Origin of the sequence: Flavobacterium beibuense F44-8 (genome assembly GCF_000769915.1) — a bacterium.
Classification (GTDB): Bacteria; Bacteroidota; Bacteroidia; order Flavobacteriales; family Flavobacteriaceae; genus Flavobacterium; species Flavobacterium beibuense.
The window spans coordinates 23,071-41,592 of the sequence record NZ_JRLV01000010.1 but is presented as its reverse complement, the minus strand read 5'-3'; the positions used below and the strand labels follow the sequence as shown (position 1 = coordinate 41,592).

Here is an 18,522-nt window from a genome sequence, read left to right as displayed (position 1 = left end):
TTTATTGAGGTTGCAATCAGTACAAATCTTTCCTCTAATTTTTTCTCCTGCAAAGGTATAAAACCTATTTGGAATAAAAAAAACTGCTTAGGATTTTAATATTTTCAAAAGTGTTTTTTAACGCTGTTTATTTAAATACGTAGTATTTAAGTACCTGTTTATGTATTTTTAAAATGTTAATTTTTACTTTTTGTGTTGCTTATGTCGGGAATTGTTCGGATGTTTGTTATTCAAAATCAGAGAAATGAAATTTATTATTTGCAATATGTCATACTTTACGTGGAAGATTTCCGCAGGGGTGACTGTTGACTAATTTTAAATTAAAATTATATAAAACACAGAGCCCCTGCCGACAGCAGGGGCTTTTTTATTTTAAATTATTATTTGGCAATAACCGTAATAGGGACATGAAAGTTTTTAATTCGTTTACATCGTTTACCGCAATCATTTATAAGTTCATCTGTATCTCGTATACCTGGATGTGGAAGCCCTATGTATATTGCCAAAAGCGAACGACTTAATATTTAGTTTTATAATTCAAGTGTAAGGTCCTTTTGGTAAACTCCAGGAGGACCTTTTTTTATTTCAATCATTCTCATTTAAAAATAACAATATTATGAACACAACATCTATTAACGTACTGGGGTACACAGGTAACAATAAGCAATTTGTAGTTAAAACACTTAATACTGATTTAAGGATAAGTGAGAACGAAAAGTTTCCGGAACTACAGGGACCTAATCCTTATGAATATATTTTAGCAGGATTTGCCGGATGCATTAATTCATTGGGACAACTGGTGGCCGGAGAGCAGGGTATTGAGCTTAACTCATTACAGGTAGAAATTACAGGAAACTTTAATGCAGCAAAATATGAAGGAAAGAACACGAAAGAAAGAGCCGGTTTCAGTAAACTGGAAATTACCCTTAAGCCATCAACAAAAGCTTCTTTAACCGCTTTACAGCGATGGGTAAAAGAGATACAGGCGCGCAGCCCTGTGTATGATAATCTGGTCAATACTACCCCCGTCGACCTCATACTCTACAAAGAATACCATTACTAATTTCGTAATGGTTTATATAAAAAGATTTTAAGTTGTTTTTTGTTTGTTTGTGAAGAACTGGTCTCTCCCCCTGCGCCATAACAGGGGGGAGTCCATTCTTAAAAAGAAAAAAGTAAAAAAAAATGAATAACAGGATAAACATAGTGCTCTTCGGTATAGGAAACGTGGGGAGCGCACTCATAAATAAAGTTTTAAAAGAAAGAAAAGGCCTTGCGCTGGATAATAAAATAGACCTGAGGTTTCCGGTGATTACCAACTCATCTGTAGCCTTTTTTGAAAAGGAGGGGGTAAACTTCTCGTGGGAGGCTAACTTTATACAGTTTGGCATTCCGTTCAAAATGGAAGATGTGGTACAATACCTGCGTGCTAATAATATTAGCAACCTCATTGCAGTTGACGCTTCGGGGGATGACAGTCTTCCGTTAGATTATACAAAGTTGCTTAAAAGCGGGTTTAATGTAGTGTCGGTAAATAAAAATGCAACAGGACTACCTGCATCATTTAAAGATGAGGTTAAACTGGCAGCATCGGTACACGGGTTAGAAGCCCTCTTTTTAGGTGCTCCTAAAGACAGCAGAGGGGAAATAGTACAAAAGTTATTTGAAGCTCTGGTAGAGATTGCCGAAAAACAAAAGAAACTGGCAGCTTAATAAAACAGGGACTAATAATTCATTATCATGTGTGTTTAAAGGGCAGGTCTAAGGGCCTGTCTTTTTCTATGTGCTTTTACAGGTTGCATTTATTGTAGAATTATAGACTTGTAATTCAGTATGCTGTTTTTATTTGCATAATATTAATTTATTACATTACTTTGCACTGTTCTTATACAAATTGATTTGTTATCACGAAAGGCAGAGGGAATAGACCCGATGAAGCCTTAGCAACCCTTTAATCTTTAAAGAAGGTGCTAAATTCTACCGCAAGCGCGGATAGATAACACAAGGAAAATACTCCCGTATTTTCTCTCTCCACTTTTTTGATGACATATTGATATTATAACGGAACATTAATCCGAATATAAACTGTTATGTCAAAAATACATCAGGCTCTTAACGAAAGGATACTTATACTGGATGGTGCTATGGGTACCATGCTACAGCGGTATAATTTTACGGAAGAAGATTTTAGGAGCGAACGATTTGCAGATTTTCCGCATCCGTTAAAAGGGAATAATGACCTTTTATCACTAACCCAGCCACAGGCTATAAGGGATATTCATGCCTTATACTTTGAAGCAGGGGCTGATATCGTGGAAACCAATACCTTCTCGGGTACTACCATTGGTATGGCCGATTACCACATGGAACATTTAGTATATGAACTTAACTATGAGTCGGCTAAAATTGCCCGTGAGGTTGCCGATGAATACACTGCCAAGAATCCTGATAAACCACGTTTTGTGGCAGGCTCTTTAGGTCCTACAAACCGTACGGCAAGCATGTCGCCCGATGTAAACGATCCGGGATACAGGGCTATTACTTTCGACCAACTTTTAATCGCTTATAAAGAACAGGTACGTGCCCTTATTGACGGTGGTAGTGACCTGCTTTTGGTAGAAACCATTTTTGATACCCTTAATGCTAAAGCTGCCCTTTTTGCGATAGAGGAGGTAAAGGAAGAACTAGGTTTGGACATACCTATAATGGTAAGCGGTACCATTACCGATGCTTCGGGCAGAACACTTTCAGGACAAACGGTTGAGGCCTTTTTGATATCCATTTCCCATATACCGCTGCTGAGTGTTGGTTTCAATTGCGCACTGGGTGCCGATCAGTTAAAACCATACCTGAAAAGACTGGCACATAACACATCATTTAATGTATCGGCACACCCTAATGCGGGACTGCCAAATGCATTTGGACAGTATGACCAGACAGCAGAGGAGATGCAGGTGCTTATTAAGGAGTATCTGGATGATAATCTGATTAATATTATAGGAGGGTGCTGCGGTACAACACCAGAGCATATTAGATTAATTGCAGAAGTTTCGGCTAACTATAAGCCAAGACAGTTGCCCGTTGTTAGCTAAGAGGAAACATGAAGGAGAATATACAAAGATATTTAAAGCTGTCGGGGCTTGAACCGTTAATCGTTACGCCCGAGAGTAATTTTATAAATGTAGGGGAACGTACTAATGTTACGGGATCCCGAAAATTTTTGCGCCTTATAAAGGAAGAAAAATATGAAGAGGCGCTGGACATTGCCCGTGCACAGGTAGAGGGTGGTGCCCAGATTATAGATATTAACATGGATGAAGGGATGTTAGACGGCGTTAGTGCTATGACAACATTTCTTAACCTTATAGCCTCTGAACCCGATATTGCACGTGTGCCTATTATGATAGACAGCTCCAAGTGGGAGATTATAGAGGCAGGGCTTAAAGTGGTACAGGGTAAAAGTGTGGTAAACTCCATCAGTCTTAAAGAGGGTGAAGAACTGTTTATTGAACACGCTAAAAAAGTAAAACGCTATGGTGCTGCTGTAATTGTAATGGCATTTGATGAGGTAGGTCAGGCTGATAATTACCAAAGGCGTATAGATATCTGTAAACGATCGTACGATATACTGGTTAATAAGGTGAACTTCCCTCCGGAAGATATCATTTTTGACCCGAACATTTTCCCAGTAGCTACCGGTATGGAGGAACATCGCAAAAATGCGATTGACTTTTTCCGGGCAGCACAGTGGATAAGGCAAAACCTGCCTTATGCCCACGTGAGTGGAGGAGTGAGTAATGTATCATTCTCTTTTAGGGGTAACGATAAGGTAAGGGAAGCAATGCACTCGGCATTTTTATACCATGCTATTAAGCACGGTATGGATATGGGTATTGTAAATCCGGAAATGCTGGAAGTATATGATGAGATTGATGCGGCCCTTTTAGAACATGTGGAAGATGTACTGCTTGACCGCAGGGATGATGCTACCGAACGTCTTTTGGCTTTTGCCGAAAATGTAAAAGGCGATGCAAAGTCGGGAGAGAAGCAGGTGCAGGAGTGGCGCTCACTCCCGTTACAGGAAAGAATTACGCATGCCCTTGTAAAAGGGGTTGACGAATTTATAGAAGCCGATGTGGAAGAAGCACGTCTTTCTGCCGTGAAACCTATTGAGGTTATTGAGATAAACCTAATGGCGGGTATGAATGTGGTGGGCGACCTGTTTGGTAGTGGTAAAATGTTCCTGCCACAGGTGGTTAAGTCGGCACGTGTAATGAAAAAAGCGGTGGCTTACCTGTTGCCTTTTATTGAGGAAGGTAAAGGTAAGGGAACTTCAGCAGGTAAGGTTTTGATGGCAACCGTAAAAGGTGATGTGCACGACATTGGTAAAAATATCGTGTCGGTAGTACTGGGGTGTAACAACTTTGAGATTATAGATCTTGGAGTAATGGTACCGCCCGAAAGGATTATTGAAACCGCTATTAAGGAAGAAGTAGATATTATAGGTTTGAGCGGACTGATAACGCCGTCACTTGATGAGATGGTGTATCTGGCAAAGGAACTCGATAAACTGAATATAAGTATTCCTATCATGATAGGGGGAGCTACAACCTCAAGGGCACATACAGCGGTTAAAATAGCACCTGAATACAGGGAAACCGTAGTGCATGTTAACGATGCTTCGAGAGCGGTAACTGTGGCGGGAAATCTTATTAATACAGGTACAAAAACCGAATATTCCAAAACCATAAGGGAAGAATACGACAAGCTTAGGGAAGGTTACTTAAACCGTTCGCGTGATAAGGATTTCCTTTCCATAGCCGATGCAAGGGCTAATAAGCTTCAGATGGACTGGGAAAATTACATTGCCTGTAAGCCAAAAAAAACAGGCATACATACCATTTCACCATCGTTAAAGGAACTGGTGCCTTATATAGACTGGACCCCATTTTTTCGTACATGGGATTTGCATGGTAAATATCCTGATATACTTACTGATGAGGTAGTAGGAGAGCAGGCAGTTGCCCTGTTTGATGATGCTAAAAAAATGTTGGCTTCTATTATTGAGGAAAACTGGATGGTAGCAAAAGGAGTGTACGGAATATTTCCGGCAAACCAGGTGAACGATGATGATGTAGCCGTATATGATGAAAACGGAAATGAACTGGTTACTTTCCTTACACTAAGGCAGCAGTCACAAAAAACTAAAGGAGCACCAAATATTGCACTTTCAGATTTTGTTTGTCCTAAGGAAACAGGTAAAACAGATTACATGGGTGCGTTTTGTGTAACTACCGGTTTTGGTGTGGATGAAAAAGCTACCGAGTTTGAAAAGAACCATGACGATTATAACTCTATAATGGTTAAGGCGCTGGGTGACCGTTTTGCAGAGGCCTTTGCCGAATACCTGCACGAAAAGGTAAGGAAGGAGTTTTGGGGTTATGCCGCAAACGAAGAGCTTTCTAACGAAGAGCTTATAAAAGAAAGCTACAAAGGTATACGCCCGGCACCGGGATATCCTGCCTGCCCTGATCACTTAGAGAAAACAACCATCTGGGAATTGTTGGATGTAGAGAAAAATACAGGTGTAACACTTACCGAGAGCCTTGCCATGTGGCCGGCCTCATCGGTATCGGGGTACTACTTCGGGAATCCTGAAAGTAAGTACTTCGGTCTTGGTAAAATTAAACTGGACCAGGTTAAGGATTATGCCAAAAGAAGAAATATAACTATTGATGAAGCCGTAAAATGGCTTAACCCAAATATTGCAGATTAAATGAAAGTTACTGAGCATATAGAAAATGCAAATGGCAAAACATTGTTCTCTTTTGAGATACTACCACCGTTAAAGGGACAAAACATACAGTCTATTTTTGACAGCATCGATCCGTTAATGGAATTCAATCCGCCTTTTATAGATGTTACCTACCACAGGGAAGAGTATACTTACAAAGAGTTAGCAAACGGACTTTTGGAAAAAAAGGTAGTTAAAAAGCGTCCCGGTACGGTAGGTATATGTTCGGCCATACAAAATAAGTATGGGGTAGATGCTATTCCGCACATCCTTTGCGGTGGGTTTACCAAAGAGGATACCGAGAACTTTTTGATCGATCTTGACTTTTTAGGGATAGACAATGTGGTAGCCCTAAGGGGAGATGCGGTAAAAAGCGAAATCTATTTTAAGCCGGAAAAAGAAGGTAATCAATATGCCAGCGAACTGGTATCACAAATTGTAAATCTTAATAAGGGTATTTATTTGGATGATGATTTGCAAAATACATCAGCGACCGATTTTTGTATCGGGGTGGCTGGGTATCCTGAAAAACACATGGAAGCACCTAGTCTTGACAGTGATATTTATTTCTTAAAGCAAAAAATAAAGAACGGGGCATCATATATAATAACCCAAATGTTTTTTGATAATAAAAAGTTCTTTGATTTTGTAAACAAATGCAGGAAAGAGGGTATTAACGTGCCTATCATTCCGGGGTTAAAGCCACTGTCTACAAAAAAACAGCTTAACCAAGTACCACACCGCTTTAAGGTAGATATTCCCGATGAGCTTATCATGGAAGTGGTAAAAGCAAAAGATAACGATGCCGTTAAACAAATAGGTATTGAATGGTGTATTGCCCAAAGTAAAGAATTGGTAAAAGCAGGTATACCTGTATTACATTATTACTCTATGGGTAAATCAGATAATATAAAAGCAATAGGTAAGGAAGTTTTTTAATCTTACTTTTTAGTCATTTCCCTGAAGACAGACTCTAAGTTTCTGTTCTTTAAATTAAGTTGTAACGTCTTGATGCCGTTATTTTGTGCAAAGTCAAAAATTACAGGGCGCATGTCTTTATCCGTAGAGAACGTAAGTTCCCATATGTGTCCCTGTACGTTTTTGGCGATTGTAAGATTATCAAGCGTTTTTAGCTTTGCTTCTTCTACAGCAGTATCAAATTCCACTTCAATAACCTGCTGAGAATCCTGTACAAGGTTGTTCAGTTTTTTGTCGGTTACAATCTCTCCCTTATTAATAATGATAACGCGGTCGCAAATAGCTTCCACTTCCTGCATAATGTGTGTAGATAGGAAAACGGTTTTGTCTTTCCCTATATTCTTTATAAGGTCGCGTATTTCTACAAGCTGGTTAGGGTCAAGTCCTGTAGTAGGCTCATCCAGTATCAGTACCTCAGGGTCGTGAAGTAATGCGGTAGCAAGCCCCACACGCTGACGGTACCCTTTAGAAAGCGAACCTATTTTTTTGTGTGCTTCAGGGGTAAGTCCGGTAAGCTGTATTACGTCCTCAATACGGGATTTGGCAACTTTATAAACATCGGCATTAAAAGCCAGGTACTCCCTAACATACAGGTCAAGGTAAAGCGGGTTATGTTCCGGCAGGTAACCTACCGATTTTTGTACCGCTTTCTCTTCGGCAGTAACATCATGTCCGTTTACACTTGCTGTGCCTTCATCGGCAATAAGGAAAGTGGTAAGGATTTTCATAAGGGTAGATTTTCCGGCACCGTTAGGGCCAAGGAAACCTACTATCTCTCCCTTCTTTACAGAAAATGAAACATTATTAAGTGCCTTTTGTGCACCATAGCTCTTAGAGATATCCTTAACTTCTATAGACATAATTTACCTGTATTTGGAACAAAAATAATAAGAAAACAATATGATAACGCCGCAGGTTCCAATTTTATGATGATTAATTTTTACTAATGTGTATTTTGAAAAGAAAAATTTCCTATTTTAGCAGGAAACAATCCCAAAGATGTTCAATACAAACTTCTTTAACGCTTATTTTTATTTCTTCTTTAACAGAGAGGGGCGGGATTGTATTGTATTAAAATAATCATTTAGAATTTAAATTGATATACAGATCCCGACCTAACCGTCGGGATTTTTTTTGGATATATATGAAAAGAAAAATCGCAATCCAAGGCATTAAAGGGTCATTTCATCATCAGGTCGCTATGGCTTATTTTGGTAACGATATTTTGTTTGATGAGTGTATGACGTTTCCTGATTTGGTTACCAGTGTGGTAAGCCAAAAGTCCCGGCATGCTGTAATGGCGCTCGAAAATTCCATAGCAGGTTCCATTATTCCAAACTATGCACTTATAGACAGGAATAACCTATGCATTACAGGAGAGTATTACCTTGATATTAACATGAATCTCATGGCATTAAAGGGGCAGACAATTAAAGATATTAAAGAGGTGCATTCACACCCTATAGCTTTACTGCAGTGTGCTGATTTTTTTAGTAGGTATCCGCATATAAAACTGGTGGAAAGTGTTGATACCGCCGAAACCGCCCAGCGCATAAACGAAAAACAGTTAAAAGGTATAGCAGCGGTAGCGGGGTCTATGGCTGCGCAATTTTTTGATTTGGATATACTGGCACAGTCCATTCACACTATAAAAAATAATAAAACAAGGTTTGTGGTTTTACAGTCGGCATACAATCCGGTAAATAAGGATGAGGTTAGTAAGGTGTCGGTGAAGTTTGAGTTAAACGATACTCCCGGCAGCCTTGCAACGGTACTTAATGTGATTAACGACTGTAAACTCAATCTAACCAAAATACAATCAATGCCGATAATCGAGAAGCCTTTTCAGTACTCGTTTTTTGCCGATATGGTTTTTAACGATTACGGAGATTATGAAAAGGCAAAATCGGTATTAGAGATAATGACCATACAATTTAAAGTATTAGGCGAATATAAAAACGGAAAAGTATGATAGCACAGGCACAAAGGCTGGAACATATACAGGAGTATTACTTTTCCGGCAAATTAAGAGAAGTGAGACAAATGGTTGCCCAGGGGAAAAAGGTTATTAATATGGGAATTGGTAGTCCTGATTTACCGCCATCGCCACAGGTAATTACAGCGATGAGTAATGCAGTGAACGATAGTTTTGCACATGAATATCAAAGCTATCAGGGGTTGCCTGAACTAAGGGAAAGCATGGCGCGATTTTACAGCAGGCATTTTGATGTTGAACTGAATCCGGCAACAGAGATTTTACCGTTAATGGGGTCGAAGGAAGGAATAATGCATGTTTCCATGGCTTTTTTGAATGAAGGAGATAAGGTGCTAATACCAAACCCGGGGTATCCTACTTATATTTCGGCAACCCGCTTGGTGGGAGCACAGCCTGTATTTTATACGTTAAGTGAACAGAATAATTGGGAACCCGACTTTGATGCTCTCGATGAGACAGACTGGAGCAGGGTAAAAATTATGTGGACCAATTATCCGCATATGCCAACAGGAGCTAAAGGTAGTCGTACCATGTTTGAAAAACTGGTGGCACTGGCTAAAAAGCACGATTTCTTAATAGTAAACGATAACCCTTACAGCTTTGTGCTTAATGATAGTCCGCTTTCAGTTTTTCAGGTAGAGGGAGCAAAAGATGTTGCACTGGAGTTAAACTCTCTCAGTAAAACATTCAATATGGCCGGATGGCGTGTAGGAATGATTTCCGGCAATCCTGATTTGATAGTCTCGGTATTAAAAGTTAAAAGTAACATGGATAGCGGTATGTTTTATGGTATACAAAAGGGTGCGGTAGCTGCGCTTAACAGTGATTCGGGCTGGTTTTCCATGCTTAATGAAACCTATGGTAAAAGACGTGAGCTTATATATGAAATGGCCGAAAAGCTGGGATGTACCTATAAAACCGATTCTGCAGGATTGTTCGTTTGGGCTAAATTACCCGAAGAGGTAGCTTCGGCAGAAGCCTATATTGATGAGGTACTTTACGGTAAGGATATCTTTATAACACCCGGTACGGTTTTCGGCTCGGCTGGAGAAGGCTATATAAGGTTCTCACTGTGTGTAAACGAAAGCCAAATTAGTGAGGCCATACAGCGCCTTTAGTAAAAGTAATAAGTTAAATTTGTAAAATATTAAAACAGCCTTGTGCTGTACAGAGTTGTAATAATGGAAAACGATATATTAATGAGAACGTGGCTCGATGATTTAAACCTGTCACATCCACTTTTAATAGCAGGTCCCTGCAGTGCCGAAACAGAAGAACAGGTGCTTAAAATTGCACACGAACTTAAAGATTCTGACGCCAGTTTTTTCAGGGCAGGTATATGGAAACCCAGAACCCGTCCCGGAGGATTTGAAGGTGTTGGTGCCATAGGACTTAAATGGCTGCAAAGGGCTAAAGCCGAAACCGGGCTACCCATGGCTGTAGAGGTTGCTAATGCTACCCATGTTCAGTTAGCCTTAGAGCATAATATTGATGTGCTATGGATTGGGGCACGTACTACAGTTAACCCGTTTGCAGTTCAGGAAATTGCCGATGCATTAAAAAATACAGATAAGATTGTGTTGGTTAAAAATCCGGTAAATCCTGATTTGGCTTTATGGATAGGAGCGGTAGAACGACTGCATAATGCAGGGATTAAAAAACTGGGTGTTATTCACAGAGGATTCTCTACTTACGAAAAAACAAAATACAGAAATATACCCGAATGGCAACTGGCAATTGAGCTTCAAAACCGTTTTCCCGACCTGCCGCTTATTTGCGATCCGTCACATATTACCGGTAAAAGGGATATGATACAGGATGTTTCCCAAAAGGCACTTGATCTTAACTATGACGGACTTATAATTGAAACTCATATTGACCCGGATAATGCATGGAGTGATGCGGCACAGCAGGTAACCCCTACTGCCCTTAAGCAAATATGTAAGGATTTAAAAGTTAGGAAGGAAACCGATACCGAAGATGAGTTTACAGTGAAAATGAATAAGTTTAGGCTTAATATTGATGAACTGGATTCTAAAATAATAGATGTGCTGGCAAAGAGAATGAAGATAGCCGATGAGATAGGTCAGCTTAAAAAAGACAGGAATGTAGCCGTACTTCAAAATAAACGTTGGGTAGAGATACTTGACAAGATGATTGTACAGGGTAATGAGAAGGGATTAAGTGAAGATTTTATTATGAGCATATTTAAGGCGATACATGATGAAAGTATTAGTCATCAGCAAAATGTGATAAATAGAAAGGATTAATAAACTCATGGAGTTAAAATATTTATCTTTGCCGAATGACAGGACTTGTTTATAAATCTACCGGAAGCTGGTATACCGTTAAAACGGAAGCCGGCGACTTTTATGAATGCCGTATTAAGGGTAAATTCCGTATTAAAGGAATTAAAAGTACCAATCCGGTGGCAGTAGGTGATTTGGTAGATTTTGAACTTGATGAAACTTCAGATGATACTACAGGACTGATTCATAATATCCACGAACGAAAAAATTATATCATTCGTAAATCGGTAAACCTTTCTAAGCAGGTACATATCATCGCTTCTAATATAGATAAGCTTTTTCTGCTGGTAACCGTAAATAACCCTGTTACCACAACCAGTTTTATAGATCGTTTTTTAGTAACGGCAGAAGCTTATGGTATTGAAGCAGTAATTGTTTTTAATAAGATAGATACTTTTACCGAAGAGATGTTAGACGAACAGCTTTACCTGCAATACATATACAGCAGTATAGGTTATAAATGTTTAAGAGTTTCGGCTACCGAGAATAAAGGTATTGATGAACTTAAGGAAATGATGAAAGGAAATGTAAATATGTTTTCCGGTCATTCGGGAGTTGGTAAATCAACACTTATTAATAAGTTACAGCCTTCTCTAAACCTTAAAACAAAAGAAATATCCGAACAACACAGCCAAGGGCAGCACACTACTACCTTTGCCGAAATGTTTGAGCTTGATTTTGATGCCAAAATAATAGATACTCCGGGTATAAGAGGTTTTGGTATAGTAGACATGGAGAGGGATGAACTGGGTGATTACTTTCCGGAGTTTTTTGCTCTTAAGGATCAATGTAAGTTTAACAACTGCCTGCATAAGGATGAACCTTATTGTGCCGTTAAAGATGCTCTGGAAAATGATGAGATATCCTGGTCACGTTATAAGAGTTATCTGCAAATGCTGGATGGAGAAGACGAGAATTACCGAACCGATATTTATGGCGATGGTCGTGCCAGTGATAATCAGGAATAATGAGAGTAGTAATACAAAGAGTAAGCGAAGCATCTGTAACCATAGAGGGCAGGATAACTGCCGATATTCAAAAAGGGCTATTAATACTTGTAGGTGTTGAGGGTGCAGACACTAATGAAGATATAAACTGGTTGTGTGCCAAAATAGCAAAGCTCAGGATTTTTGGCGATGATAACGGAGTGATGAACCTAAGTGTTACCGAAGCTGATGGGGATATTATAGTTGTAAGTCAGTTTACGTTACATGCTGCAACAAAAAAAGGAAATCGTCCGTCGTATATAAAAGCAGCTAAGCCAGATGTGGCAATTCCGCTATATGAAGACTTTGTTAAAACGTTACAACAGGAAACAGGTAAGGTTATTCAAACAGGTGAATTTGGAGCCGATATGAAAGTTGCTCTTGTAAATGATGGTCCTGTAACTATTTTGATTGATTCAAAAAACAAAGAATAATTTTCTGTTTTGTTAAAAACGGTTATTTTTGGATAAAAGTTTTAACAAAATGTTTTTAAGAATTTACACACCTTTACTACTACTGTTCTTTTGTTATAATATTAAAGCTCAGGAAAATCTATCTGCATTTTCTATTCCTTCAGAGTTAAAAGAACATGCAAACGCCGTTGTGCGTTTAAACACTACAAATGTTGAGATTTCTTCACGTAAATCCATGAAAGTTAGTAAGAAAAAAGCGATTACTTTTTTAAACGAAACAGGATTTGAAAGCGCAGGTTTTTATGAATATTTTTCCGATTCTGAAAAAATTAAATCCTTACAGGCTGTAATATATAATTCGGCAGGGAGTGAGATAAAGAAAATTAAGAAAAAAGATTTTAAAATGACTTCGGTATCCCAGGGTGCAGGGATTACAGATAATAAAGTACTGTATCTTGATTATACTCCGGTGCAATATCCTTTTACTGTGGTTTATGAAAGTGAAGTAGAAACCATAAATACAGTTTTTATCTCTCCTTGGGTTCCTGTTGAAGGACTTTTTACCTCGGTAGAGAAGTCAGAGTATAGTATTGCCTATGATCCCGGTCTTGGGTTTCGATATAAGGAATATAACACTAATGATATTACAATAACTAAAGAGGAGCAGGAAGGTTTGCTTAAACTAACATGTGGAAATGTTCCTGCAATCAAATCGGAAGCCTATACTCCATATTCTTCTGTTATGCCAAAAGTAATGTTTTCATTAACCAGTATCCACCTTGAAGGGGTAGACGGTGAGTTTTCAGACTGGGCTTCTTTTGGATCATGGTATTATAATAATTTGCTTGTAGGGACTGATGAGCTTCCTGATGAGACTAAAGTGAAAATAAAAGAATTAGTTGGTACAGAGACCGACAGGTTAAAAAAGGCAAGAATAGTATATAAGTACGTTCAGGATAAAACCCGTTATGTTAGTATTCAGCTTGGTATTGGCGGGTGGAGACCTATGCTGGCTAAAGATGTAGACAGGCTGGGGTATGGTGATTGTAAAGCGCTTTCAAATTATACCAGAGCTTTATTAAAAGAAGTTGGAGTTGAGTCTTACTGTACAGTTATATATGGTGACCCGGGTAAAAAAGATATAACAGATGATTTTGTTTCTATGCAGGGTAATCATATGATACTTGCAATCCCAAACAATGACGAAATGATATGGCTGGAATGTACCAGTCAGGTTGTTCCGTTTGCGTTTCAGGGTAATTTTACCGATGACAGAATGGCTTTGGTTATCACACCTGAAAAAGGTGAGCTAATGCGTACTCATGTCTATGAAAAGGAAGAGAATACACAGTTTTTAAAAGGAAACTATATACTTTCTGATGACGGAAAAATAACAGGAAATCTTACTGTAGTCTCAAAAGGTATACAATACAATAATAAGTACCATCTTGAGGGAAAATCACAGGATGATTTGGATAAAATTTATAAGTCCAGTTATTTTAGCAATATCAATAATCTTAAACTCAATAAAATTCAGCTTTCCAATAATCGTAATGATGCTGAGTTTACAGAAGTGTTAGAGCTTGAGGCAAATAGCTATGCAAGCCTTAGCGGGCAAAGGTTAATATTTGCGGTTAATGCTTTTAATCAAAATGATAATGTGCCGCAACGCTACCGCAAGAGATATAATCCTTTTGAAATTTTGCGTGGTTATTGTGACAATGATGAGGTTGTTATAACCCTGCCTGAAGGGTATACTATAGAGGCTATGCCTAATGCTGTAGATATTAAAGAGAAATTTGGAGAATACAAGGCAGAGTGTAATCTTGTTGAGGGAAATAAACTTGTATATAAGAGAACTCTTGTAATTAACAAAGGTATGTATGAAAAATCAGATTACGACCTGTACAGGCAGTTTAGGGAAAAAATAAGCCGTAATGATAATGCAAAAGTAGTACTACTAAAACAATAAAAACACAAACCGAACCAAATCAAAACCAAACCTTACAACTATGAAGATTTTCAAATTTTTTATGTTCCTGCTTTTAGCGGGCCATAGTACCTATGCTCAAAAATATGAGCTTGGAAAAGTAACTAAAGAAGAGCTGGCTCAAAAAAGACATCCGTCAGACTCTACAGCGCCGGCAGCAATATTATTTTCAAGAGGGGAAACCTATATGGAGCTTTCAGAGAATGAAGGTTTTACTTTAGTTACTGAAGTTGATATGAAAATAAAGATTTACACCAAAGATGGGTATGATTGGGCAAATAAAGCTGTAAGTTATTATCACTCTGATAACGGAGATGAGTCTGTTGATTTTAATAAAGCGGCAACATATAACCTGATAGACGGTAAAGTTGAAAAAACGAAGTTAAAAAGAGAAGGTGAGTTTGATGAAGAACTAAGTAAATTTTACAGACAGAAAAAAATAATGATGCCCGATGTAAAAGAGGGAAGCATTGTAGAGTATCATTATGAAATAAGATCTCCTTTTACCAGTGTTTTTCCTGAGTGGAGATTTCAGGAGTCTATCCCGGTAAACTATTCTGAATATACAACCAGGATACCAGAATATTATACTTTTAATCCTGTGTTTAGGGGGTACCTTGTACCTAAGGTTAACAGGACAAAGAATAATAAAAAGTTTACTTACACATCAAAAAACAGGAGTGGAGGACAGGGTTTTAACGCTAGTAAAACCGGTTTTTCTAACAATGAAATTAACTATTTTGAAAATGTTGTAACCTATATTATAGAGAATGCTCCAATGTTAAAAGGAGAGCGTTTTGTTAATAATATAGATAATTATACCAGTAGTATTGAGCATGAGCTTACCATGACACAATACCCTAACGAGACCGTAAAGTCATACTCTCATACATGGGAAGACCTGGCTAAAACTATTTATAAGAATGATAATTTTGGAGGAGAGCTTAAAAAAACAAATTATTTTGAAGATGATGTTGATGCTCTTATAGCAGGTGTTACTTTGCCTGAAGAAAAATTAGCTATTATATTTACTTATGTAAGAGACAGGATGAACTGGAATGACTATTACGGATATAGTTGTCATGATGGGGTTAAGCAGGCTTATAAAAGTAAAACCGGTAACATTGCAGAAATTAACTTAATGCTTACAGCAATGCTAAATTATGCCGGTTTAGAAGCTAATCCGGTATTGGTAACTACCAGATCATCTAAAATAGCACTATTCCCTAACAGGTCAGCTTTTAATTATGTGATTGCATCTGTTGAGCTACAGGGAGGCTTTGTGCTTCTTGATGCGAGTTCAAAATCTGCACTGCCTAATATAAGACCTATAAGGTCGCTTAACTGGGAGGGAAGGCTGATAAAGAAAGACGGGACTTCGGTTGCGATAAATATGCTGCCTCAGTTTAACTCCAAGGAGAATATTACAATAATGGGAGAAATAGCAGAAGACGGAGTCATATCGGGTAAAGCAAGAGATCAGTATTATGATTATCATGCCTACTTGTTTAGGGAAGCATATAGTGGTACAAATGAAGATAGTTATCTTGAAAAACTGGAAGAAAGATATAACGGTATTGAGATTAATGACTACACTGTAGTGTATGATGAATTTAGTAAGCCGGTAACAGAAGAATTTAATTTTACACACAATAATGTTACAGATGTAATTGGAGATAAAATTTATATTAACCCATTACTGTTTTTTACTGATGACGAAAATCCTTTTAAACAGGAAAAAAGAGAGTATCCAATAGATTTTGTTTTTCCTACACAATACAGATATATGATTAATTTAAAAATCCCTGACGGATATATTGTAGAGTCATTACCTGAGTCTATTGCTTTGGCTATGGAAGATAATATAGGGTCGTTTAAATTTACCATACAGGCACAAAACAATCAAATACAGCTTATGGCTATTTCTGATATAAATTATGCATCTGTTTCACCAGCATATTATACTGTGCTTAAAGGTTTTTACCAAAAAATGGTAGAAAAGCAGGCCGAAAAAATTGTACTTACAAAAAAGATATAAATGAAAATAGGAAAACAAATAAGTGTTTTATTATTGTTGTTAACTACAGCTACTTTATTTGCTCAAAACTATAAGCCGGGTAAGGTGTCTGAAAAAGAGTTGGAAGAAAAAGCATGTCCTTATGATACTGATGCTCCTGCAGCTATACTGTATGAAAAAGGAGAGATTTCTTTTGATTTTAATAGTCAGGGAAAATGGATTATAGTAACCGATGTTTTTGTGAGACTCAAAGTTTATAGTAAAGACGGCTATGGTTATGCTAATGAAGGTGTGAGTTATTATGTTGATGGGGTAAACAGTGAAAGTGTTGAATTTTCAGATCTTGTTGTTTATAATTTGACAGACGGAAAGGTTGATAAAACTAAAATTAAGGATGATGGCGTTTTTGACGAAGAGATAAATAAAAAATGGAGAGTTAAAAAAGTAGCTTTTCCTAATGTTAAGGAAGGTAGTGTTATTGAGTATAGATACATTAAAAAAACACCTTATATAGCGAGTCTGCCAAACTGGTACTTTCAAAGTGATATTCCGGTTAAAAAATCAGAGGTTGAGTTTGGAGTGCCACAATGTTTTGTTTACAGCAGGATATTAAGTCCTTACTTTCCTTTAGAACAGGATAAAAAAACCAGAAATGCCTATAGAGAATACAGCACATCGGTAGGGAAAGGTGTTTATGGAACATCAAGCGGGTCCAACAAATCAGAAAAGGCATCATTAACATTTATCGAAAATGTGTATATCTATAAAGCCGAAAATGTTCCTGCTTTAAAGAATGAGGTGTTTGTTGATAATATTAATAACTACAGGTCTTTTGTAAAGCATCAGTTATCCAGTTCACAAATGCCTGGAGAAGCTGAAAAGAAATATGCTTCAGACTGGGATACTGTTGCGGCCAAAATATATGAGGATGAGGGTTTTGGAAAACAAATTGAAAATCAGTCTTACTACAGTGAAGATATTGATGCTCTATTGAAAGGAGTAACTAACGATGAAAAAAAAGTAGAGATTATTTTTGATTATGTAAAAAATAAAATGGCATGGAACGGAGATAAATCGTATTTGTGTACAGGGAATTTAAAAAGAGCATATGAGAGCAGAACAGGAAATTCTGCCGATATAAACCTTATGCTGGTTTCCATGCTTAAGTATGCCCGTGTAAATGCTAATCCAATTCTTTTAAGCACCAGAGATAACGGGCACGTGGCTTTTGTAAACAGAAACGAGTTTAACTATGTTATTGCAGGGGCACAATTACCCGGTAAAGTAGTGCTTCTGGATGCTACAAGTAAAAATGCAGGTATTGATGTGGTTCCGGTAAGAACCCTTAATGTTTTTGGTAGGATGATTACTGATGATTTGAAGGCAAAGGAAATCAGTTTGATGCCCGAAAAAAAATCCAGAGTAAATGTTATGCTGATAGCTTCACTTAATGCTGATGGGCAAATAGCTGGTAACATGAAAAAGCAGTATTTTGACTATGAAGCTTTAATTTACAGAGAAGAAAAAGGTAATACCTCTGAGGATGATAAAATCAGAGGGCTGGAAAACAGATATGGTATCAGGGTTGAAGAATATAGTGCGTCAAATGTTAATGAGGTTGATAAGGCAGTAGTAGAAGAGGTGTCGTTTACAAGTGACGTAGATGTAGCAGGTGATAAAATGTATTTTTCTCCTATGCTTATGCTGGGGATGACCCAAAATCCTTTTAAACAGGAAGAAAGGGTTTATCCTATTGATATTTTATATCCGCATCAGGAAAGATATGCTATAACCATAAACATTCCTGAGGGGTATAAAGTAGAGTCGTTGCCCGAATCAATAGCGTTAGGCACACAAGACGATTTTGTTTCTTATAAGTTTGTAGTGGCTGTAAATCAAAATAATCAAATACAAATTATAGCTCAGGAAGATGTTAAGTATGCCAGGATTAACCCTGAATACTATAAGGACTTAAAAGCATTTTATGGTGATTTGGTTAAAAAGCAAACAGAGAAAATAGTATTGATAAAAGATTAGTT

14 protein-coding genes and 1 riboswitch are annotated in these 18,522 nt (G+C 37.7%); of the genes, 13 read left to right on the top strand and 1 reads right to left on the bottom strand.

Annotated features, from left to right (window positions below):
* Positions 1 to 616 precede the first annotated feature (616 nt).
* The 5 genes from Q763_RS10255 (at position 617) to metF (ending at position 6,733) form a co-directional block, all read left to right on the top strand.
* Positions 617 to 1,063, top strand: coding sequence for an OsmC family protein (locus tag Q763_RS10255; protein WP_035133907.1), 447 nt, complete (start codon positions 617 to 619; stop codon positions 1,061 to 1,063).
* Positions 1,064 to 1,185: 122 nt separating this feature from the next.
* Positions 1,186 to 1,713: a hypothetical protein gene (locus Q763_RS10250; RefSeq protein WP_052123378.1), complete on the top strand. Its 528-nt coding sequence runs from the start codon at positions 1,186 to 1,188 to the stop codon at positions 1,711 to 1,713.
* Positions 1,714 to 1,899: 186 nt separating this feature from the next.
* A riboswitch (SAM riboswitch) is annotated at positions 1,900 to 2,003 on the top strand.
* A gap of 87 nt (positions 2,004 to 2,090) precedes the next feature.
* Positions 2,091 to 3,092 (top strand): homocysteine S-methyltransferase family protein, encoded by a 1,002-nt coding sequence (locus Q763_RS10245; RefSeq protein WP_035133905.1) that lies wholly within the window; start codon positions 2,091 to 2,093, stop codon positions 3,090 to 3,092.
* A gap of 8 nt (positions 3,093 to 3,100) precedes the next feature.
* The gene (gene metH / locus Q763_RS10240; RefSeq protein ID WP_035133904.1) at positions 3,101 to 5,776 is read left to right on the top strand and encodes a methionine synthase; all 2,676 of its coding nucleotides are present in this window, start codon (positions 3,101 to 3,103) and stop codon (positions 5,774 to 5,776) included.
* Complete coding sequence (gene metF / locus Q763_RS10235) at positions 5,777 to 6,733, top strand: methylenetetrahydrofolate reductase [NAD(P)H] (protein ID WP_035133902.1); 957 nt, start codon at positions 5,777 to 5,779, stop codon at positions 6,731 to 6,733.
* Between the two features lie 2 nt (positions 6,734 to 6,735).
* Here metF and gldA read toward each other — a convergent pair whose 3' ends face one another.
* Positions 6,736 to 7,632 carry a gliding motility-associated ABC transporter ATP-binding subunit GldA gene (gene gldA / locus Q763_RS10230; protein WP_035133900.1) on the bottom strand — a complete coding sequence of 299 codons (897 nt, stop codon included), beginning with the start codon at positions 7,630 to 7,632 and terminating at the stop codon, positions 6,736 to 6,738.
* 284 nt (positions 7,633 to 7,916) lie between these two features.
* Here gldA and Q763_RS10225 point away from each other — a divergent pair, with 284 nt between their 5' ends.
* The 8 genes from Q763_RS10225 to Q763_RS10190 all read left to right on the top strand — a co-directional run bounded on the left by Q763_RS10225 (position 7,917) and on the right by Q763_RS10190 (position 18,520).
* Entirely contained in the window at positions 7,917 to 8,744 is an 828-nt protein-coding gene (locus Q763_RS10225) for a prephenate dehydratase (protein WP_035133899.1), read from the top strand.
* Positions 8,741 to 9,886: a pyridoxal phosphate-dependent aminotransferase gene (locus tag Q763_RS10220; protein ID WP_035133897.1), complete on the top strand. Its 1,146-nt coding sequence runs from the start codon at positions 8,741 to 8,743 to the stop codon at positions 9,884 to 9,886. Before Q763_RS10225 ends, Q763_RS10220 begins: the two co-directional genes overlap by 4 nt.
* A gap of 63 nt (positions 9,887 to 9,949) precedes the next feature.
* Positions 9,950 to 11,038 (top strand): bifunctional 3-deoxy-7-phosphoheptulonate synthase/chorismate mutase type II, encoded by a 1,089-nt coding sequence (locus Q763_RS10215; protein WP_035134139.1) that lies wholly within the window; start codon positions 9,950 to 9,952, stop codon positions 11,036 to 11,038.
* 35 nt (positions 11,039 to 11,073) lie between these two features.
* The gene (gene rsgA, locus Q763_RS10210) at positions 11,074 to 12,045 is read left to right on the top strand and encodes a ribosome small subunit-dependent GTPase A (protein ID WP_035133895.1); all 972 of its coding nucleotides are present in this window, start codon (positions 11,074 to 11,076) and stop codon (positions 12,043 to 12,045) included.
* Complete coding sequence (gene dtd / locus Q763_RS10205) at positions 12,045 to 12,497, top strand: D-aminoacyl-tRNA deacylase (RefSeq protein WP_035133893.1); 453 nt, start codon at positions 12,045 to 12,047, stop codon at positions 12,495 to 12,497. The genes rsgA and dtd overlap by 1 nt, the downstream gene beginning before the upstream one ends.
* A 49-nt stretch (positions 12,498 to 12,546) precedes the next feature.
* Positions 12,547 to 14,448 carry a DUF3857 domain-containing protein gene (locus Q763_RS10200; protein ID WP_035134138.1) on the top strand — a complete coding sequence of 634 codons (1,902 nt, stop codon included), beginning with the start codon at positions 12,547 to 12,549 and terminating at the stop codon, positions 14,446 to 14,448.
* A 40-nt stretch (positions 14,449 to 14,488) separates the two neighbouring features.
* Positions 14,489 to 16,504: a DUF3857 domain-containing protein gene (locus Q763_RS10195; RefSeq protein ID WP_035133891.1), complete on the top strand. Its 2,016-nt coding sequence runs from the start codon at positions 14,489 to 14,491 to the stop codon at positions 16,502 to 16,504.
* Positions 16,505 to 18,520, top strand: a complete 2,016-nt coding sequence (locus Q763_RS10190) for a DUF3857 domain-containing protein (RefSeq protein WP_035133889.1) — start codon at positions 16,505 to 16,507, stop codon at positions 18,518 to 18,520. It begins immediately after the preceding gene.
* The last annotated feature ends 2 nt before the right edge of the window (positions 18,521 to 18,522 follow it).

Bases quoted from the DNA above. Each gene is read 5' to 3' on its own strand.
- Q763_RS10255 (WP_035133907.1), top strand. From the start codon at position 617: ATGAACACAACATCTATTAACGTACTGGGGTACACAGGTAACAATAAG.
- Q763_RS10250 (WP_052123378.1), top strand. From the start codon at position 1,186: ATGAATAACAGGATAAACATAGTGCTCTTCGGTATAGGAAACGTGGGG.
- Q763_RS10245 (WP_035133905.1), top strand. From the start codon at position 2,091: ATGTCAAAAATACATCAGGCTCTTAACGAAAGGATACTTATACTGGAT.
- metH (WP_035133904.1), top strand. From the start codon at position 3,101: ATGAAGGAGAATATACAAAGATATTTAAAGCTGTCGGGGCTTGAACCG.
- metF (WP_035133902.1), top strand. From the start codon at position 5,777: ATGAAAGTTACTGAGCATATAGAAAATGCAAATGGCAAAACATTGTTC.
- gldA (WP_035133900.1), bottom strand. From the start codon at position 7,632: ATGTCTATAGAAGTTAAGGATATCTCTAAGAGCTATGGTGCACAAAAG.
- Q763_RS10225 (WP_035133899.1), top strand. From the start codon at position 7,917: ATGAAAAGAAAAATCGCAATCCAAGGCATTAAAGGGTCATTTCATCAT.
- Q763_RS10220 (WP_035133897.1), top strand. From the start codon at position 8,741: ATGATAGCACAGGCACAAAGGCTGGAACATATACAGGAGTATTACTTT.
- Q763_RS10215 (WP_035134139.1), top strand. From the start codon at position 9,950: ATGGAAAACGATATATTAATGAGAACGTGGCTCGATGATTTAAACCTG.
- rsgA (WP_035133895.1), top strand. From the start codon at position 11,074: ATGACAGGACTTGTTTATAAATCTACCGGAAGCTGGTATACCGTTAAA.
- dtd (WP_035133893.1), top strand. From the start codon at position 12,045: ATGAGAGTAGTAATACAAAGAGTAAGCGAAGCATCTGTAACCATAGAG.
- Q763_RS10200 (WP_035134138.1), top strand. From the start codon at position 12,547: ATGTTTTTAAGAATTTACACACCTTTACTACTACTGTTCTTTTGTTAT.
- Q763_RS10195 (WP_035133891.1), top strand. From the start codon at position 14,489: ATGAAGATTTTCAAATTTTTTATGTTCCTGCTTTTAGCGGGCCATAGT.
- Q763_RS10190 (WP_035133889.1), top strand. From the start codon at position 16,505: ATGAAAATAGGAAAACAAATAAGTGTTTTATTATTGTTGTTAACTACA.